15 protein-coding genes are annotated in these 17,938 nt (G+C 67.7%); 7 read left to right on the forward strand and 8 right to left on the reverse strand.

Translation table 11 applies throughout. From position 1 onward, the window contains the following. Positions 1-32 precede the first annotated feature (32 nt). The 4 genes from IGS68_RS16300 to IGS68_RS16315 all read right to left on the reverse strand — a co-directional run bounded on the left by IGS68_RS16300 (position 33) and on the right by IGS68_RS16315 (position 4,550). On the reverse strand, positions 33-530 hold the full coding sequence (locus tag IGS68_RS16300; protein WP_201071196.1) for a response regulator: 498 nt from the start codon (positions 528-530) through the stop codon (positions 33-35). Between the two features lie 236 nt (positions 531-766). Beyond that, positions 767-2,029 carry an MFS transporter gene (locus IGS68_RS16305; RefSeq protein WP_201071199.1) on the reverse strand — a complete coding sequence of 421 codons (1,263 nt, stop codon included), beginning with the start codon at positions 2,027-2,029 and terminating at the stop codon, positions 767-769. A 132-nt stretch (positions 2,030-2,161) separates the two neighbouring features. After that, a complete protein-coding gene (locus IGS68_RS16310; RefSeq protein WP_201071200.1) occupies positions 2,162-3,751 on the reverse strand; it encodes a methyl-accepting chemotaxis protein in 1,590 nt (529 codons plus the stop codon). 49 nt (positions 3,752-3,800) lie between these two features. Then, positions 3,801-4,550, reverse strand: coding sequence for a substrate-binding periplasmic protein (locus tag IGS68_RS16315; protein WP_201071202.1), 750 nt, complete (start codon positions 4,548-4,550; stop codon positions 3,801-3,803). Between the two features lie 357 nt (positions 4,551-4,907). On the opposite strand from IGS68_RS16315, the gene IGS68_RS16320 reads away from it, so the two are divergent. From IGS68_RS16320 to IGS68_RS16330, 3 genes are all read left to right on the forward strand, one after another. Beyond that, positions 4,908-5,543, forward strand: coding sequence for a LuxR C-terminal-related transcriptional regulator (locus IGS68_RS16320; protein ID WP_201071204.1), 636 nt, complete (start codon positions 4,908-4,910; stop codon positions 5,541-5,543). 253 nt (positions 5,544-5,796) lie between these two features. Further along, positions 5,797-7,218, forward strand: coding sequence for a bifunctional enoyl-CoA hydratase/phosphate acetyltransferase (locus IGS68_RS16325; protein ID WP_201071206.1), 1,422 nt, complete (start codon positions 5,797-5,799; stop codon positions 7,216-7,218). Further along, positions 7,215-8,411: an acetate/propionate family kinase gene (locus tag IGS68_RS16330; protein WP_201071208.1), complete on the forward strand. Its 1,197-nt coding sequence runs from the start codon at positions 7,215-7,217 to the stop codon at positions 8,409-8,411. Before IGS68_RS16325 ends, IGS68_RS16330 begins: the two co-directional genes overlap by 4 nt. 15 nt (positions 8,412-8,426) lie before the next feature. Here IGS68_RS16330 and IGS68_RS16335 read toward each other — a convergent pair whose 3' ends face one another. After that, positions 8,427-8,708 (reverse strand): hypothetical protein, encoded by a 282-nt coding sequence (locus tag IGS68_RS16335; RefSeq protein ID WP_201071210.1) that lies wholly within the window; start codon positions 8,706-8,708, stop codon positions 8,427-8,429. Between the two features lie 181 nt (positions 8,709-8,889). Here IGS68_RS16335 and IGS68_RS16340 point away from each other — a divergent pair, with 181 nt between their 5' ends. After that, complete coding sequence (locus IGS68_RS16340; RefSeq protein WP_201071213.1) at positions 8,890-9,357, forward strand: RT0821/Lpp0805 family surface protein; 468 nt, start codon at positions 8,890-8,892, stop codon at positions 9,355-9,357. Between the two features lie 98 nt (positions 9,358-9,455). On the opposite strand, the gene IGS68_RS16345 is transcribed toward IGS68_RS16340, so the two are convergent. Continuing rightward, on the reverse strand, positions 9,456-10,580 hold the full coding sequence (locus IGS68_RS16345; RefSeq protein WP_201071216.1) for a porin: 1,125 nt from the start codon (positions 10,578-10,580) through the stop codon (positions 9,456-9,458). A 409-nt stretch (positions 10,581-10,989) separates the two neighbouring features. Between IGS68_RS16345 and IGS68_RS16350 the strand changes: the two genes are divergently transcribed. The 3 genes from IGS68_RS16350 to IGS68_RS35585 all read left to right on the forward strand — a co-directional run bounded on the left by IGS68_RS16350 (position 10,990) and on the right by IGS68_RS35585 (position 14,746). Then, complete coding sequence (locus IGS68_RS16350; RefSeq protein ID WP_201071220.1) at positions 10,990-12,876, forward strand: potassium/proton antiporter; 1,887 nt, start codon at positions 10,990-10,992, stop codon at positions 12,874-12,876. Positions 12,877-12,960: 84 nt separating this feature from the next. Then, positions 12,961-13,593 carry a DedA family protein gene (locus IGS68_RS16355; RefSeq protein WP_201071223.1) on the forward strand — a complete coding sequence of 211 codons (633 nt, stop codon included), beginning with the start codon at positions 12,961-12,963 and terminating at the stop codon, positions 13,591-13,593. Positions 13,594-13,741: 148 nt separating this feature from the next. After that, positions 13,742-14,746, forward strand: coding sequence for an SGNH/GDSL hydrolase family protein (locus IGS68_RS35585; RefSeq protein ID WP_247880911.1), 1,005 nt, complete (start codon positions 13,742-13,744; stop codon positions 14,744-14,746). Between the two features lie 7 nt (positions 14,747-14,753). On the opposite strand, the gene IGS68_RS16365 is transcribed toward IGS68_RS35585, so the two are convergent. Next, positions 14,754-16,511 (reverse strand): potassium/proton antiporter, encoded by a 1,758-nt coding sequence (locus tag IGS68_RS16365; RefSeq protein ID WP_247880913.1) that lies wholly within the window; start codon positions 16,509-16,511, stop codon positions 14,754-14,756. 96 nt (positions 16,512-16,607) lie between these two features. After that, positions 16,608-17,903: a DEAD/DEAH box helicase gene (locus IGS68_RS16370; RefSeq protein WP_247880916.1), complete on the reverse strand. Its 1,296-nt coding sequence runs from the start codon at positions 17,901-17,903 to the stop codon at positions 16,608-16,610. Positions 17,904-17,938 lie beyond the last annotated feature (35 nt).

Consider the following 17,938-nt stretch of genomic DNA (forward strand, 5'->3'; position numbering starts at 1 on the left):
GATATGACACGAATTCGCGGGAACCGGCTACTTCATCGTTGCCATGCCGGTCGAAATTCAAGCTCCGTGCGCATGCCCGGGCAGGACGCCATGGCTCCGGGAGCGACGAGGGCCTGCAGTTCCGCGGAGCCGATCGGCTTGGCGAGGCAGCCGATATCCTCGGCCGAGACGTCTCGCAGGGCGTCTGCCAGGACATCGCCCGTGACGATGCAGGCGGGGATCAGCTTGCCGAAGCGGGTCCGAAGCAGACGGACGGCCTCGAGCCCGGTCATTCCGTCCTCCAGGCCCTGGTCGGCGATGATGAGATCCGGAACGAACCCTCGGCTGGCGATCAGGGAGAACGCCTCACGGATGCCGGTGACCGCCAGGACCGAGCATCCCAGGTCTTCCAGCGTGAAGGCGAAGGCTTGGCAGACCGCGGCATCGTCGTCCAGGACCAGAACATTGGTCCGAAAACCCGCGGCCTCAAAATCGCCCGGCGAACCGCCCCACCCTTCCGGCGCGGATGCGTCTGAATGTCGTCTCTCCACGTCCGGCTCCGCCTTTTCGGCCGTTTGTCATACTTCGAGGCACCATAGCACGCCTTACGGCCTATATCAGCAAGTTACCTAAATAATTCATGATGTTTTTCTGCCGTCCAAAGACTGACAGACGCGAGGTCGAAGAACATTATCGGCAGGACTATCGTATTGAATGCCGCAACGTTTGTTTCAATGAAAGCAAATGAAAGTTACCTTTGACCCACAACTTTCCACCAGGTTGAGCGTCATTCGGCATGGCTTTCCGGCTCCAGCGCCCGGATGATCCGTGCGCGTCCGGACCATGTCCAGATCCATGCCAATACCGCGACTCCCGCGCTCGCCGCGAGCGGGATACGAAGCCCGAACCGCTCCGACGCCACCCCGACCGCCAGGGCGCCAAGCGCCGGACCGCCGCGAAAAATGACTCCGTAAAGGCTCAGGACCCTGCCCCTCATCTCGGCGGCCACCGACAGCTGGAGAAGCGTCTGGGTTCCGACGCCCGTGACGACCATGCAGGCTCCCAGGATGCCGAGCGCCGGTATCGCCACCCACCACCGGTCCGTCGCGACGAAGGCCAGCAGGGCGAGCGACAGCACCAGCGTGTTGCCCAGCGCGATGCCGGTCAGCCCGCCGGGCTCGGTCCGCCGAGCCAGCCAAAGTCCGCCCAGCACCGCGCCGGCGCCGATGGTCGAGGTGAGCACGGCGAGCCCGCCCGCTCCCGACGCGAAGACGGCCGCCGCGAAACCCGGCAGCAGTTCCACGACCGGGCGGACGCACAGGCAGACCACGATCAGCAGGATCATCATCGGCGCGATCCCCTGATGGGAGGCGGTGTAGCGGATCCCGTCCCCCACGTCGCGGAACAGCGAACTTCGCGCCCGCGGCGGTGCCGGAGGTTCGGCCGGCAGGCGGATGCGCGCCAGAGCCACCAGGAAGAACACGAAGCTGAGGGCGTTGACGGCGAAAGCGGCCGCCACTCCCCCGGTCACGATCATCAAGCCGGCGACCGCAGGACCGACGAACCGGGCCGAATTGAAGATGATGGAATTGATCGCGACCGCCGCCGACAGATCCTGTCGCCGCACCAGGCTGGGAATCAGCGCCAGCCGGGCCGGCTGGTTGAAGCCGGCGATGACGCCGAGCGCCACGGTCAGGGCGAACAGCAGTTCGATGGTCATCAGGTCGAACCAGGTCAGCACGAAGAGGGTGATCGCCTGGAGCATGGCCAGCGCTTGGCTGACCTTCGTGACTCGCAGGCGATCCCAACGGTCGGCCACCGCCCCGGCGAAGGGGCCGACCAACACCGTCGGGAACAGGTCGGCGAACGCGATGGCTCCGAGCCAAGCGCCCGAACCGGTCAGTTGCCAAGCCAGCCAGCCCACCGCTATGCGTTGCATCCAAGTCCCGATCAGGGACACCGCGTTGCCGGCGGTGTAGAGGCCGTAGTTGGGATTGCGCAGGGCTCGGAGGATGCCGCCGAAACCGGCGGCGGGAACTGACGGGGGCAAAGGGCGCGATGCTCCTGGATGACGGGCCTGGATCGGGGAACGACCGCCGGCGCCGCCGGAAGGCGCCGGCCGATGATCCAACAGCCGGCACCGACGAAAGGCTCCTCCGCCCCGGCGCCGGCTGCCTTTAAGTCAGGCCGCCTTCACGGAGTCCAGGAACTGGCGGACTTCGGTGCGGAGCGCGCTGAACCGCTCTTGCAGCTTCGCCGCGAGCTGCACCGTCTCCCGCGCGGCGGTGGAAACCTCATGGGAGGCGCCGGCAGCCTCCTGGATGGTCAGGGCCACCGTCTCCGCCCCCTCCGCCGCTCCGCTGATCTGGATCGCGATCTCGGTCGTGGCGCCGAGCTGCTCGCTGATAGCGGCGGAAATCTGGCCGGAACGGTCGTTCAGGTCCGTGATGGCGGCGGAAATCTGCTGCATGGCGGAGACGGTTTCATGCGTCACCGCCTGGATCGCCCGGATCTGGCCGGCGATCTCCTCAGTCGCCTTGGCGGTCTGGCTGGCCAGGTTCTTGACCTCCGACGCGACGATGGCGAACCCCTTGCCCGCCTCCCCCGCCCGGGCGGCCTCGATCGTCGCGTTCAGCGCCAGCAGGTTGGTCTGTCCGGCGATCTGGTTGATGAGGTCGGTCACCTCGCCGATCTTGTGAGCGGCCTCCGCCAGCGACTCGACGGTCCGCCGGGTCTCGTCCGCCTTGCCGATGGCTTGGCCGGAAACCAGCACCGACTGGCCGACGCTTTCGGCGATGACCTGGATGGACGTGGTCAGTTCCTCCGCTGCGCCGCTGGCGATGGACACGCTCCGGGATGCCCGCCCGGCCGCGGCGGCGACCGTGCTGTTCCGCCGGTCGACGGCAAGCGCGCCGTCGAGCACCCCCTCGGCTCCGGCCTTCATCTGCCCGGCGGTCCCGGACACTTCCACGATGACCAGTTCGACGCTGCTGTCGAACGCCGCGGCCAGATCGGTCAGGCGCCCGGCCCGCGCCGCTTCCGCCGCCCGGGACTCGATCTTCTCGGCTTCCAGCCGTTCCCTCTCCAGCGCCTTGGCCTTCAGCACGTCGACCGCGCGCGCCATGGCGCCGATCTCGTCGCCGCGGCCGGTATCGGGAACCGTGACTCCGTGGTCTCCGCAGGCCAGCCGCCCGACCAACCGTGTCAGCTTCTCCAGCGGACCGCTGAAGGAGGCGATGATGGCGTAGAGGATGGCCATGACGACCAACAGCGCCGCGACGCCACCGCCGATCTGGACCATCGCCTGCGAACGCAGATGCGCGTCGGTCCGCGCCGTCTTCAGCCGCAGCACGTATTCGCCGATCCTGGCGGATTGCCCGCCGGCACCGCCTCGGATTTCCCGGACGACCTCGATGAAGCCCTCCGTCGCCTCCAGGTCGCCGACGGCGGCGACGACCTTCCCCTTGGGATCGCGCACGAAGCTGGCGAGGTAGTCGGGGTCCCCTGCCGCCGCCTTGACCAGTTCCGCCACCTGTTCGAAGTCGAGGTCGAACAGGGGGATGGCCGCGGACCGGGCCTGGAGCGCCGCGATGATGTCGGCACGGGTTCCCAGGTCGGAATAGGCCGCCTGCCCGGACCGGTGGAGCGTGACGCCGATGGACAGGGCGCCGGACAGCAGCATGGTCGCGCCGATCAGGATCAGCGCCTTCTGGCGGATACCGAACCGGCCGGTGATTCCGGCGGCTTCCGGTGTAGCGTTTGGATCGGGCATGTTCCGCTTCGACAGTGGTTCGAGGGAAAGGAGGCTTATGGGTCCGGCGTCAGGGCAAGGCGCCGGCCGCCTTGAGCTTCTCGAATCCGGCGTCCAGCCTGCCGACCAGTTCGGCGGCGTCCGGACGTTTCAGCGACACGACGAAATGGCAGTCCAGGCTGGAGATGAGGCTCGACCTGAGGTCGGGCGGACGCTTGCCGCCCAGCGCCCGTTCCATCGGAAGCTCGTACTGCAGCAGGATGGGCGCCCGCCCGGCGACCAGCAGCTGGAGGGCCTGCTCGGGAGCCCTCGCCTCAACCATCTGGATGCCGTTCGCGGGATCCTCGAAATAGCTGCGCCAGCCGCCGTAGGAATAGCCGGTCAGCACGATCACCTGCTTGCCGGCCAGATCCTCCTTGGCCCTGATCTCCGGCACCGCGCCGAACGACCACGCATGGAGATCGATCCTGGCGATCACCGACCTGCTCGCGACCGTCGTGCCCTGGAACGCCTCCGGAGTCTTTATGCCGATGAACATGTCGTATTCACCCGCGGCGATCCCCTGGAACAGGCGCCGCGCCGGAACGGACTCCGCGGTGAACTCCACCCCGGCGTCGGCCGCGACCTTTCGCGTCAGTTCGATCAGGCTTCCTTTGGGCGTGCCGTCGGGATCGGTATAGGTGTAGGGAGGCAGTTCCACGTAGACGACCTTCAAGGGTCCAGCCTGCGCCGGGAATGCCCACCCCGCGCCGGCCAGCAGGAGGAGGAACGCCACGGCCAGCATCGGCCACGACCCCGATCCGGCGATATACCTATGCATGCTGTCTCCTCGGCGCAGGAATTTGAAACGGGTCCGCAGTTCGTTCGAAATTTAAATAGTTAGATTCAAATTCTATACATATCGTTGCATATCCTGAATCGGCGACCCTCGGCAAGAGTAGTTTTCGATGGCTTTTCCACCTTGAATGCGTCTGCGTTCCAACCATGCCACAGATGCTCCGACGCGAGTCCGGGCGCGGCATCGGCGATCAAAATGTCGCATCCGGTGCCCGGCGCGTTCGCAACTGGATTATCAAGCCGAAAAAAGAAAATTTCTTTACCGTTTGTGAACTACTTCACTGTGTGCGTTCGGCTCGCATGGTCTTTTTGGGTCAGGTTCCCGCGATGGAGTATACCCATGACCCCGACCCTGCTGATCGACCCGCACCGCCTGTTCCGCCAGGGCCTGGTGCGCCTGCTCGAAGGCTCGCGTTATCAGGTGGTTGCCGAGCATGCGACCGTCGAGGAGGCGCTGGCATCGCGGCTCTCGGAGGTCAGGCCGGCACCTCGGCTGATCGTCCTCGATCCCGGTTCGGACAAGGCCCAGTCCATCCCGGCCCTGCGTGCCGCCATACCGGACGCCCGCCTCGTGATGCTGACCTCCAATCTCCAGACGGACCGCCTGCGGCAGGCCGTCGAGGCGCATGCCGACGGTTACCTCACCAAGGATCATGATCCCGGCGAACTGACCGCGGCACTCGACCGCGTGATGGACGGGCACACCCTGCTTCCGGCCGGATTGAGCGCCTTCAGGATCCCGGCCCCCAAGCCGGCGGCGCCCCGCGGACTGACCGTCCGCGAAGCCGAGATCCTGCGCCGCCTGGTCAACGGCGACAGCAACCGGATGATCGCCGACCACCTGTCGCTCAGCGAGATGGTGGTCAAGGCGTCGGTCAAGCAGCTGCTGCGCAAGATCAAGGCCGCGAACAGGACCCAGGCCGCGCTGTGGGCGATCCACCAGGGCCTCGACCGGCCGCGGGCGCTCAGCGCCTGATCGGGCGAGCGGGTGCCGGAAACACGGTTCGGAAGGAGAGCCACCCGCCCCGGGGCGGTCCCTTCCGGTCCGACGGCGTTTTGCCGCACCGCGAAGAAAAGTCCGGGAACGCTAATGATCTCGTCATGGTAAGGTCCTAGGTTGAAGCCCGCCGAACGGGGTCCGCCAACGGCGCGGCGCCATCGCCCCGACCCCGGGTTCGGCCGCCTCAACTCACGGCTGCTTCGGCAGCCGACGTGATTCCAGGGAACCCATGGCAAGAAACCGGACTTTCAACGAGATCTCAGTCGGCGACACGGCGACGATCCGCAGGATCTGCACGGCGAACGATCTGGTGGTCTTCGCTCATGCTTCCGGCAACCTCAATCCGCTGACGCTTCCGCGAGACAAGGACCGGAACGGCATCGTCGATCCCGACACGATCGCCCCCAGCATGTGGGTCGGATCCCAGATCTCGGCCGTGCTCGGCAACTCCCTGCCGGGCGCCGGGACGCGCTACCGGGGTCAGACGCTTTCCTTCCACGAGCGGGTGCATGTCGGCGACGAGCTCTCGATCACCGTCACGGTGACCGAGAAGCGCGAACCCGGCATCGTGATCCTCGACTGCAAGCTGGTCAACCAGGGCGGCGTCCTGGTCGCCGAGGGCGTCGCCGACGTCCTCGCCCCGACCGAGCACATCGACACGCCCGACGCGGACCTGCCCAAGCTGATGATCGAGCGGCACGAGAAGTTCACCCGGATGATCAGCGCCTGCGAGGCGCTCCCGCCGCTGGAGACGGCGGTCGTGTTCCCGACCGACCGGAGTTCCCTGGGCGGCGTGCTGCTGGCGGCCGATGCCCGGCTGATCGAGCCGATCCTGATCGGGCCGGCCGACCGGATCCGGGCCGTCGCGCAGGAGATGGGCGGCGACATCTCCCGATTCCCCATCGTCGAGATCCCGCAGTCGGAGGCCGCGGCGGCCCACGCGGTCGAACTGGTCCACCAGGGCAAGGCCGGCGCGATCATGAAGGGCAACCTCCATTCCGACGAGCTGCTGCACGAGGTCACCAAGTCCGGCACCGGCTTGAGGACGGCCCACCGGATCAGCCACGTGTTCGTCATGGACGTGCCCGGCATGGACCATCTGCTGCTGGTCAGCGACGCCGCGATCAACATCTTGCCGAGCCTGGAGACCAAGGTCGACATCGTGCAGAACGCGATCAACATGGCCCTGGCGCTCGGCATCAGCCAGCCCCGCGTCGGCATCCTGTCCGCGGTCGAGACCGTCACCCCCAAGATCCCGTCGACGCTCGACGCGGCCATCCTGTCCAAGATGGCCGAGCGCGGACAGATCAAGGGCGGCATCGTCGACGGCCCGCTCGCGATGGACAACGCGGTCGATCTGGAAGCCGCCCGGACCAAGGGCATCGCGTCGCTCGTAGCCGGGCGCGCCGACGTGCTGATCGTTCCCAACCTGGAAGCCGGCAACATGCTGGCCAAGGAACTCACCTTCATCGCGCATGCCGATGCGGCGGGGCTGGTGCTCGGCGCCCGCGTGCCGATCATCCTGACCAGCCGGGCCGACGACGAGAAGTCCCGCCTCGCCTCCTGCGCGCTGGCGCAGCTCCATCAGGCTTACGCCAGGACCGGCAAGGCCATCCTCGACCTCGGCGGCATGCAGGGAGGGCAGCAATGATCGACTCCATCCTCGTCCTGAACGCCGGATCGAGCAGCATCAAGTTCTCGGTGGAGGCGCCGGCCGGCCCGGGTTCCGTCCGCATGCTGGCGGTCGGCCAGATCGAAGGCATCGGCACGCATGTCCATTTCGTCGCGAAGGACGCGGACGGCACGGTGCTGGCCGAGACCCGCTGGGAGGACGGCTCCGGCCCGACGGACCATGACGCGGCGCTGCACGTGATCAGCGAATGGCTCGACGGGTTCCTCGGCGATGCCCGGGTGCTTGCCGTCGGTCACCGGGTGGTCCACGGCGGCCCCGACTTCTCCGGTCCCGTGGTCATCACCCCCGGCGTCCGGGCGAAGCTCCGGGAACTGGTGCCGCTGGCTCCCCTGCACCAGCCGCACAACTTGGCCCCGATCGACGCGGTCGAGGCCCGCTATCCCGGCGTCCTCCAGGTCGCGTGCTTCGATACCTCCTTCCACCGCGGCCACGACTTCGCCGCCGAGGCGTTCGCGATCCCCCTGAAATATTTCGACCAGGGAATCCGGCGCTACGGCTTCCACGGCCTCTCCTACGAGTATGTCGCGCGCCGCCTGACGGAGGTCGCCCCGGACGTCGCCTCGGGCCGGATCGTCGTGGCCCACCTCGGCAACGGCGCCAGCATGTGCGCGATCCGCGGCGGCAGGAGCGTGGAGAGCACCATGGGGTTCACGGCGCTCGACGGCCTGGCGATGGGAACCCGCAGCGGCCAGATCGATCCCGGCGTGCTGCTCCATCTGATCGGCACGGCCGGCATGACTGTGCCGGAAGTCACTCGCCTGCTCTACCACGAGTCGGGGCTGAAGGGCCTGTCCGGCATCAGCCCAGACATGCGCGACCTGGAGCGCAGCGAGGATCCGAGAGCGGCCCGGGCGATCGACTACTTCGTCCACGCCATACGCCGTCAGCTCGGCGCCCTGGCGGCCTCGATCGGCGGGCTCGACGCCCTGGTGTTCACCGCCGGCATCGGCGAGAACTCGGCGATGGTCCGGCGGCGGGTGTGCGAGGGCATGGAATGGCTCGGCATTTCCCTTGATGCCGATGCCAACGAGGGCAATGCCCAGGTGATCTCCACCGCCGATTCGGCGGCCAGGGTGCTGGTCGTGCGGACCAGCGAGGAGACCATGATCGGCCTGCACGTGCTCGAAGCGCTGGAGCAGGCCGTCGCCTGAGGACGCCGAACGGCCCTAGTTCAGCATGTTCTCGCCGGGGATCGGCCCCGGCCGGATCATGTCGCCGGTGGCCGCGTCGGTATCGCTGCTGCCGGTGCGGGGCGCTCCGGCGTCGGTGTTGCCGGTCCGGGGGATGCCGGTTGCGGGCCCGCTGCCGCCCTGGGGTCCCAGCGCCGCGCCGCCCGACGTGGTGGACCGGCCGTCCGGCTGGGTGTTGCTCCCCTGGCCGGCCAGGTTCTGGCAAGCGGTGGCGGTGAATAGGGCGAGGCCCAATGCGGCGATGGCCATGCGTGTCATGCTGTTTCTCCTGTCACGATTTGGCCGGCCGCCGCGGCGGCCGGCATGACGCAACAACAGGAACGCGCCGTATCCATTCCGCGGCACGGGATTACCGGCCGAGGATGCGTCATCGGGTCCGGAACCTTCGGAGGGCGTCGCCGTTGCACGGGCCAGAACGCCCGTCAGATAGGAGGACCCCATGACCTACCGCAAAGCGACCATCGCCGCATTCGCCACCCTGTCGCTCGGTCTAGGTGCCTGCGAAGGCATGAATACCGGCGATACCGTGGGTACCCTGGGCGGCGCGGCCGGCGGCGCGCTGCTCGGCTCCCAGATCGGCGGGGGCACCGGACAGCTGGCGGCGACCGCGGTCGGCACGCTCGCCGGAGCCCTGGCCGGGCAGCAGTTGAGCCGCCATCTCCAGGGCAACGACCGCCAGACCGCGATCCAGGCCGAGGAGACCGCGATCACCCGGAACGAACCGATCCAGTGGTCCAGTGCCGACAGCGACCGCCGCGGCACCATCGAACCGACCCGGACCTATCAGGACCAGGCCGGCCAGACCTGCCGCGAATACCAGCATACCGTCTATATCGGCGGGCGCGCCGAGCGGGCCAACGGGACGGCCTGCCAGCAACCCGACGGGTCGTGGCGGATCGTGAGCTGAGTCAGACAGGCTGCTCCGAAAACAAGAAAAGGGCAGCGGATGATCCGCTGCCCCTTTCCCTGTCCGATCGGACCCGGTTGCCCGGGTCCGCACTTCGATCAGAAGTTCAGGCGGGTGCTCAGCACCGCGACGTAGCCTTCGTTGCTGACCGTGGGGCCGGCGGCGACACCCGTCGGGGTCGCGGCGCGGACGTCCTCATCGACGAACATCAGGTCGGCCTGGACGATGAAGCCCGGAGCCAGGGTGTAGGCAACACCGCCGCCGTAGGTCTTGTAGTCCGGCGTGTAGGTGGTGAAGCCGCCCTTCGCGCCCTCGGCGTCGGCGTAGCTGATGCCGACGGCGAACGGACCGGCGGTGTAGCTGGCACCCAGGTGCCATGCCTTGGCATCGCCCGCGGTGGTGCCGGAGGCAGCGCCGAAATCGTCACCATCGACATAGCCGCCGCCGAACTTGAAGCCGGCGTAGCCGACCTGCGCACCGGCCTGCCAAGCGAAGAAGTCTTCCAGCGTGATAGCGGCGGCATCTTCGCCGCTGCCGGTGGTGGCGGTGGCGCCGACGGCGACCGAGAAGCCCGCGAAGTTGCCGGTGTAGTTGGCGCCGAACTCCCAGAAGTCCTTATAGGAAGCGGTGTTGGCCTTCAGACCGACGACCGACTGGCCCTCGTTGCCGTTCTGGGTGGCATAGCTGACACCGGCCTGCACGCCGGCGAACCGCGGGGTCAGGTACATGACCTTGGTCGAGTCACCCGAGTCCGGAGCCTTGATGGTGCCGAAGAAGGGCTGGGCGCCGAAGCGGAGGCCGCCGGAGCTGACGTCCAGGAAGTCGTAGGCGTCGCCGTCGAGCTGCTCGATGCCGATCAGCGGGGCGTAGATGGCGAGCGTGTCGGCGGCGCCGTCGAAGTCACCCAACTCGATACGGCCCCAGGTGCCGCCGAGGTAGACCGAGGCCTCGTCCGTCACGATGCCGGCGTTGGCACCCGAGGAGTTCTGCAGCTCGACCTTGGCACCGTAGAGCAGGCCATTGTCGGCCTTGCCGTCGGCGCGCACGACGATCTCGGTCTCGAGCTGGAATTCACGGCTGGTGCGGCCCGGAACGTCGTCATCGTAGTAGGCGCCGAAGAACTCGGTGTAACCGCCCAAGGACACGGTGATCTGCGCCTGTGCAGCCTGCGCATACAGAGCGGCGGCGGCGATCGCGGTGGTCCCCAAAAGGATCTTTTTCATTTAAGCTACCCCTATCGAGTATTCATTCAACCGACGCAGCCACGATCTTGTCGTCCCCGCTGTCGTCTTGGCCGTATAGATACCTCAATGCTGATCCAGCTGAAGTCCTTTCTGCTTCACAGTGTGAGCTTTGGGCACATATGTGTTGGATCAGTAACATCACCCATACCGCCTATTACTAATACTTTTGATTTGTGACTTCGGATCTATTGTGGCTGCTGAAGGCGCATGGAACCTGTTTTTGTCCTGGTCGGCTCCGGTGTATCAAAGGGGATGCTGGCGCCGTGCGCATGCGTAGCCAAAGGTGAAAGTCTAACCTGGACCGTACATCCGGAAATGCCGCCCTGCTTCACCAAGCGTCGCCCAAGGGCAGTCCAGCCACAATCTGAAGTCGCGCCGGGATATTTCCATGGAATCGATCAACCTAATCATTCTCGTCGCCGCGGCCCTCCTGCTGGTCAGCATCTTCACGAGCCTGATTTCCTTCCGCATCGGCGCCCCGCTGCTCCTGATCTTCCTTGGCGTCGGTCTCGCCGCGGGGGAGGACGGGATCGGCGGCATCGATTTCGACAATACGCCTGCCGCCTTCCTGATCGGCAGCGTGGCGCTGGCGATCATCCTGTTCGAAAGCGGATTCGACACGCGCTTCTCCAGCTACAGGGCGGCGGCCTGGCCGGCGCTGACGCTGGCGACGGCGGGAGTCGTCGCGACCACGGCCCTTGTCGGAACCGCGGCCCGTTACGCCCTGGGGCTTCCCTGGCAGGAGGCGTTGCTGGTCGGCGCGATCGTCAGCTCGACCGACGCGGCGGCGGTCTTCTTCCTGTTGAGGGTCGGCGGGATCACGCTCCGCGACCGTGTCCGGTCCACCCTGGAGATCGAATCGGGGACCAACGATCCCATGTCGATCTTCCTGACCATCGCCCTCGTCGAACTCATCGCGGCCGGCGGGGCCGAATCGCCTTGGGACCTGCTCCTGATGTTCGCCACCCAGATCGGCGGCGGCGTCCTGTTCGGCCTTGCCGGCGGATGGCTGCTGATCCTGGCGATCAATCGCATCCGCCTGGAGCAGGGACTGTACCCGGTCGTGTCCCTGTCCCTCGCTCTGTTCATCTTCGCGGTCGCCGGAACCCTCGGGGGAAGCGGCTTCCTGGCGGTCTATGTCGCGGGGCTGATCGCCGGAAACGCCAAGCTGCGCGGCGCGCAGAGCCTGCGCCGGTTCCACAACGGCCTGACCTGGCTGAGCCAGATCGTGATGTTCGTCATGCTGGGCCTGCTGGCGACGCCGTCGCAGTTTCCGGAACTGCTGGCGCCCGCCGCGCTGCTGGCGCTGGTGCTGATCCTGGTCGCCCGGCCGCTGGCGGTCTGGCTGTGCCTGGCGCCGTTCCGCTTCACCGCCAACGAGACCACCTTCATCGCCTGGGTCGGGCTGCGCGGCGCGGTGTCGATCCTGCTCGCCATCGTGCCGACGCTGTTCGGGCTGCCCGACGGCCAGACCTACTTCAACATCGCCTTCCTGATCGTGCTGATGTCGCTGCTGGTCCAAGGCTGGACGATCAGGCCGCTCGCGCATTGGCTGAAACTGATCGTGCCGCCGCGAATCGGGCCGGTCGACAGGGTGGAGCTGGAACTGCCCGGACAGGCCGACTACGAACTGGTCGCCTATACGATCCGCGAGCACAGCCCGGTGGTGACCGGGCACCGCCTGCCCCGCTGGGCGCGGCCATCGCTGATCATCCGGGACGGTCAGGTCCAGACGGTCCATACCGTCCGCCACCTCCAGGCCGGCGACCTGGTCTATCTGTTCACCGCGCCGTCGCGCGTGGCCCTGCTCGACCGGCTGTTCGGCGAGACGCGCGAGCTGGCGGAGGACGACCGGCAGTTCTTCGGCGACCTGAGCCTGAAGGCCGACATCACGGTGGGAGCCCTGGCGGAGCTTTACGGCCTGCCCCTCTCCGTGCGCAACGCCAAGCTGACCCTGGCCGACCTGTTCCGGCAGGAGTTCCGCGACTCGGTCGAGGTCGGCGACCGGCTGCGCATGGGCTCGGTCGAGTTGATCGCCCGGGACATGGACGAGGGCAGGCTGCTCACCGTGGGGCTCGCGCTCGAACCGGCGACTCCGACCGCCGGCCCTCGCATTCCCGTGATTCCCCGGCCGGGGGACCTGCTCCACGCCCTTGAGGCCGCCAGGAGCCGCTTCTATTTCCGCCTGTGGCAGCGCCGCCAGCGGCGGCAGGCCCGCAGGGCGGAGCGGCGCGCGCGACGCGCGTTGAAGCGAAGCGGCGGCGACCGCGGATGAACGGCCTGCAACGGATCAAGCGGTTCGCGGTTCTTACTGCGACCTCGTGATGCAAGGTCGACGAAGGCTGAAGGTTGGATTGACATGATTGACTGGATCACCGGTCTGATGAATTCGCTCGGCTATGCCGGCATCGCGTTCCTGATGTTCCTGGAGAACATCTTTCCGCCGATCCCGTCGGAAGTCGTGATGCCGCTCGCCGGTTTCACCGCGGCCGAGGGGCCCCTGTCGCTGGTCGGGGTCATCGTGGCAGGCGTCGTCGGTTCGGTCGCCGGCGCCCTGCCCTGGTACTATGCCGGCAAGAAATACGGCGCCAAGCGGATGCGCCACTTCGCGGAGCGGTACGGGCGCTGGATCACGGTGTCGCCGGAGGACATCGACCGTGCGACGGGATGGTTCGAGCGCCACGGAGGGGTGGCGGTCCTGATCGGACGCCTCGTTCCCGGCGTGCGGACCCTGATATCCGTTCCCGCGGGCATCAGCGGCATGCCCATGATCCCCTTCCTGCTCTATTCCACGATCGGGACCGTGGCCTGGACCGGCGCGCTCGCGGCCTGCGGCTATATCCTGCGCGGCCAGTGGCAGGCGGTGGAAGCCTATATCAGCCCCATCAGCACCGCCGTCATCGCCGGCCTCGTCCTCCTGTTCGCCTATCGATTCTACCGCCAATGGAACGGGCGGCGGAAAGGCGAGGAGGCGAGCCAGCCCGGGGAGTGATGGGCCGACCGAACGCGCCATTGCACCGGTTTCCCCGTTCGTTTACAAGCACGCCGAAAAGCTCTTTACCAAAAGTTGCAGAACTTCGCTGGAGGCGACAATGCTTTGGTGGTTCGCTCACTCGCCGTCGGCGCCGAGGGGCTTGGCGATGCTCGTGGGGATCGGCGTCTCGGCCGGCATCCTGGCGAGCGCCGGTCCGGCCGGGGCGGCTCCGGCAAGGTCGGTCTACACGTTCGGCGACAGCCTGAGCGACACCGGCAACGTCACCGCCGCGACCCTCGGCCTGCTGCCGATCTCGCCGCCCTATGCGCCGGGGCGGTTCTCGAACGGCCCCGTCTGGACCGACATCGTCGCCGCCGCCTACGGCACCGAGTCGCGGCCGTCGCTCCTGGGCGGGAACAACTATGCCGTCGGCGGCGCCACGACCGGCGGGACCGCGTCGGTCGCAGGGGTTCCGATACCCGGCGTGACCCTGCAGACTCTGGGCTTCCTGTCGCGGCTCCCGCCGACCGGCGCGGACCCGGACGCCCTATACATCGTCTATGGCGGCGGCAACGACGTCCGGAACGAGCTGGCCGGCACCCTTCCGGCCGAGACGCTGGCGGCCGCTGCCACCGCCAATGTCGGCCAGTCCTTGACGAACCTCGCCCTGGCGGGCGCCCGCTACATCATGGTGCCCAACCTCAGCGATCTCGCCATGACGCCGGAGTCGATCGCGGGCGGCCCCGCGATACAGGAGCGGGCCACCACCCTGTCGGCCGCGTTCAACGCCGCGCTGACGTCGGTCCTGGCCGACATCGAAGCGAGCTTTCCGGTCGAGCTGGTTTCGCTGGACGTCCGCAGCCTGTTCAACGACGTCGCTTCCAACCCGGCAGGGTATGGGCTGACCGACGTGACGACGCCGTGCTTCAGCGGCGCGATCGGCCAGCCCGGGACCGTGTGCGCCGATCCCGACCAGTACCTGTTCTGGGACAGCGTGCATCCCAGCGCCGCCGCGCACCGCATCCTCGGGAACTATGCCCTGGCCGCCCTGTCCGACTGGGACGTGGGCGGTTCCGGCGGCGACCCGACCGAGGTGCCCGAGCCGGCGACGCTCGTGCTGCTCGCCGGCGGCCTGCTGGGCCTGGGCCTGCTGCGCCGCCGCCGGGCCTGAAGGCCGCTCAGGCCCGGCCGGAGCGGCGGAACAACCCCGGCCGGCCGGACCGCGACGGCTCCAGCGCCAGTCCGATCTCGTCGATCTTGTCGTCCGCGGCGGCGCGGACGATCAGTTCGAGGGGACCGTAGGCGAGGCGGTCCCCCGTCTCGACCCGTCCCTTGAACTCCCGCTTGAGGACGTCGCACACGGTCAGTCCGGCATCCTGCGGCGGTGGCGCGAACCCGTAGGTCTCCGCGAGCTTGCCGATGGCCGCGTCCGGCGCGAGGGTGAAGTCGCCGTAGAATTCCCGGTCCTTGACCTTCAGCTCCGTCGGGCTGGCGAACAGCCGGTCCAGCAGCGGAAGCCGGTCGGGCGAGGTGAAGATCAGCACGAGGTCGCCCGTCTCGACCCGGCCGGCCTTGTGCAGGCGCATGGACTGGCCGTTGCGGACGATCAGCGACGGGCGGGCCCAGCGGGGGATCCGCTCGCCCAGCGTCACCGGGCTGCCCGCCACCGTCCGGTAGGCCACCAGCTCGTGGCTGGCGCCGCCCGGCAGTTCCAGCTCCACCCTGTCCACCGGGCCGATGCGCGGCGGCACGATGAGGCCGAGCCGGCGCGCCATCGGCTTGATCGTCCATCCCTGGACCAGGAGCGAGACCAGGACGATGATGAAGGCGGTGTTGAAGAAGATCTGCCCGTCCGGGAACCCGGCGATCAGCGGCAGGATCGCCAGCAGGATCGAGACGGCGCCGCGCAGCCCGACCCAGGCGATGAAGGCGGTCTCGCTCCGGGTGAACCCGAACGGCATCAGGCACAGCCAGATCGCCAGGGGACGCCCGACCAGGGTCAGGAACAGGGCCAGCGCGATCGCCTGCGGCGCGATGTCGAGGAATTCCGACGGCGTGGCGAGAAGCCCCAGCATCAGGAACATGGTGATCTGGCACAACCAGGTCAGGCCGCTCTGGAAACGCCGCAGCGACCGAGCCCCGTTGAGCCGGCTGTTCCCGGCGAACATACCGGCGACGTAGACGGCGAGGAAGCCGCTGCCGCCCAGCATCGACACGCCGCCGAACAGGCACAGGGCCAAGCTGACGACGATGATCGGGTAGAGGCCCTGCTCGAGATCTATCCGGTTGACCGCCTGGACGATCAGCCACCCGCCGGCGAGGCCGCCCAGGACGCCGACGCCCATCTGCAGGACGAAGGAGCGGGCGAGGTCCCATGACATGCCGTCGGCCGAGACTCCGCCGACGATCAGCTCGACCAGCGTAATGGTCAGGAAGATCGCCATGGGATCGTTGCTGCCGGACTCGATCTCCAGGACGGACCGCACCCGCTCGCGGATGTTGATGCCGCCGACCCTCAGCAGGAAGAAGACCGCCGCCGCGTCGGTCGAGCTGACGATCGCGCCGATCAGCAGGCTTTCCAGCGGCGGCATGCCGAAGGCGAAATGCGCGACCCCGCCTACCAGCCCGGTGGTCAGCACGACGCCGACCGTGGCGAGCGTCAGGGACGGCCAAGCCGCCGCCTTGACGGTCTGCCAGCGGGTCTCGAACCCGCTGTCGAACAGGATGATCGCCAGCGCGATGGAGCCGACGAAATAGGCGAGCCCCGCGTTGTCGAAGTCGATGCCGCCGATGCCGTCCTCGCCGGCAAGCAGCCCGACGCCGAGGAACACCAGAAGAAGCGGCGCCCCGACGCGGAAAGAGATCAAGCTGGTGAGGACACTGATCGCTATGAGGCCGGCCCCAACCAGAATAGCCAGACTCATCAAGTCGATCATGCGTCGAAATCCTCACACATCTTGGACGGGAATGCACAAGATATGGGATTTCGACGCCTGTTATTCAACAGCTGGTATGTAGCCCCCGCGGGGAGATCAGCGCCCGGACCGACGGCGAGACGGGTTGCCCTGGGGCGGCCTGCCCTGCTGGGGCTGGGCCGGACGGGCCTGTCCCTGGCGCGGCTGGTCCTGCCGGCCCTGGGGAGGCCTGCCGTGGCGCTGCGGGCGCCGGTCCTGGAGCGGGGGCCGCGCGTCGGGATCGGCCTGGACGACGCCGCCGAGGGAATGCCAGGGATGATCCTCGACCACCGGGATGCGGACCTTGATCAGCTTCTCGATGTCCTTGAGGTAGGCCCGCTCCTCGCTGTCGCAGAACGAGATGGCGATGCCGCTGGTCCCCGCCCGGGCCGTCCGGCCGATGCGGTGGACGTAGCTTTCAGGGACGTTCGGCAGGTCGTAGTTGATCACGTGGGTGATGCCGTCGATATCGATGCCGCGGGCGGCGATGTCGGTGGCGACCAGCACCCGGATCTCGCCGGAGCGAAAATTCTCCAGCGCCCGCTGGCGCGCGGTCTGCGACTTGTTGCCGTGGATCGCCTCGGCCCGGACCGCGATCTGGCCGAGCTGCTCGACGACCCGGTTGGCGCCGTGCTTGGTCCGGGTGAAGACCAGGGCGCGCCCGATGTCGGGCCGCTTGAGCACTTCGCCCAGCAGGGGCCGCTTGTCCGCCTTCTCGACGAACATGACGTGCTGCTCGATCCGCTCCGCGGTGCTGGAGACCGGCGTCACCTCGACCCGGATCGGGTCGGTCAGGATCTTGTCGGCCAGCTTGGCGATCTCCGGCGGCATGGTGGCGGAGAAGAACAGCGAATGGCGCTTGGCCGGCAGGACCTTCAGCACGCGTCGGACGTCATGGATGAAGCCCATGTCGAGCATGCGGTCGGCCTCGTCCAGAACGAACACCTCGAGCCGGTCGAGCTTGATGAAGCCTTGCCCGATCAGGTCGAGCAGGCGGCCCGGCGTGGCGACCAGGATGTCGATGCCGCGCGACATGTTCTGGACCTGCGGGTTCTGGCCGACGCCGCCGAAGATGACGGTGCGGGTGAGCGGCAGGTGGCGGCCGTAGGTCGCGAAGCTCTCGCCGATCTGGATGGCCAGCTCGCGGGTCGGCGTCAGCACCAGGGCGCGGGCGCCCTGCGGCTGGGGCCGGGTGCGGTTCTCCGACAGGCGATGGAGGATCGGCAGCGCGAAGGCCGCGGTCTTGCCGGTGCCGGTCTGGGCGACGCCCAGCAGGTCGCGGCCCTGGATCAGGTGCGGCACGGCCTGCGCCTGGATCGGAGTGGGGGTGCTGTAGTTCTCGGCGCTGATGGCGCGCAGGATCGGCTCGCTCAAGCCGAGTTCGCTGAAAGACGTCACTATGAAGGGAT

Source organism: Skermanella sp. TT6 (assembly GCF_016653635.2).
Lineage (GTDB): Bacteria > Pseudomonadota > Alphaproteobacteria > Azospirillales > Azospirillaceae > Skermanella > Skermanella cutis.

What these genes read in the sequence shown, in the direction of transcription:
- IGS68_RS16310 (WP_201071200.1), bottom strand. Translation starts at nt 3,751, where the DNA reads ATGCCCGATCCAAACGCTACACCGGAAGCCGCCGGAATCACCGGCCGG.
- IGS68_RS16315 (WP_201071202.1), bottom strand. Translation starts at nt 4,550, where the DNA reads ATGCATAGGTATATCGCCGGATCGGGGTCGTGGCCGATGCTGGCCGTG.
- IGS68_RS16320 (WP_201071204.1), top strand. Translation starts at nt 4,908, where the DNA reads ATGACCCCGACCCTGCTGATCGACCCGCACCGCCTGTTCCGCCAGGGC.
- IGS68_RS16325 (WP_201071206.1), top strand. Translation starts at nt 5,797, where the DNA reads ATGGCAAGAAACCGGACTTTCAACGAGATCTCAGTCGGCGACACGGCG.
- IGS68_RS16330 (WP_201071208.1), top strand. Translation starts at nt 7,215, where the DNA reads ATGATCGACTCCATCCTCGTCCTGAACGCCGGATCGAGCAGCATCAAG.
- IGS68_RS16335 (WP_201071210.1), bottom strand. Translation starts at nt 8,708, where the DNA reads ATGACACGCATGGCCATCGCCGCATTGGGCCTCGCCCTATTCACCGCC.
- IGS68_RS16340 (WP_201071213.1), top strand. Translation starts at nt 8,890, where the DNA reads ATGACCTACCGCAAAGCGACCATCGCCGCATTCGCCACCCTGTCGCTC.
- IGS68_RS16345 (WP_201071216.1), bottom strand. Translation starts at nt 10,580, where the DNA reads ATGAAAAAGATCCTTTTGGGGACCACCGCGATCGCCGCCGCCGCTCTG.
- IGS68_RS16350 (WP_201071220.1), top strand. Translation starts at nt 10,990, where the DNA reads ATGGAATCGATCAACCTAATCATTCTCGTCGCCGCGGCCCTCCTGCTG.
- IGS68_RS16355 (WP_201071223.1), top strand. Translation starts at nt 12,961, where the DNA reads ATGATTGACTGGATCACCGGTCTGATGAATTCGCTCGGCTATGCCGGC.
- IGS68_RS35585 (WP_247880911.1), top strand. Translation starts at nt 13,742, where the DNA reads ATGCTCGTGGGGATCGGCGTCTCGGCCGGCATCCTGGCGAGCGCCGGT.
- IGS68_RS16365 (WP_247880913.1), bottom strand. Translation starts at nt 16,511, where the DNA reads ATGATCGACTTGATGAGTCTGGCTATTCTGGTTGGGGCCGGCCTCATA.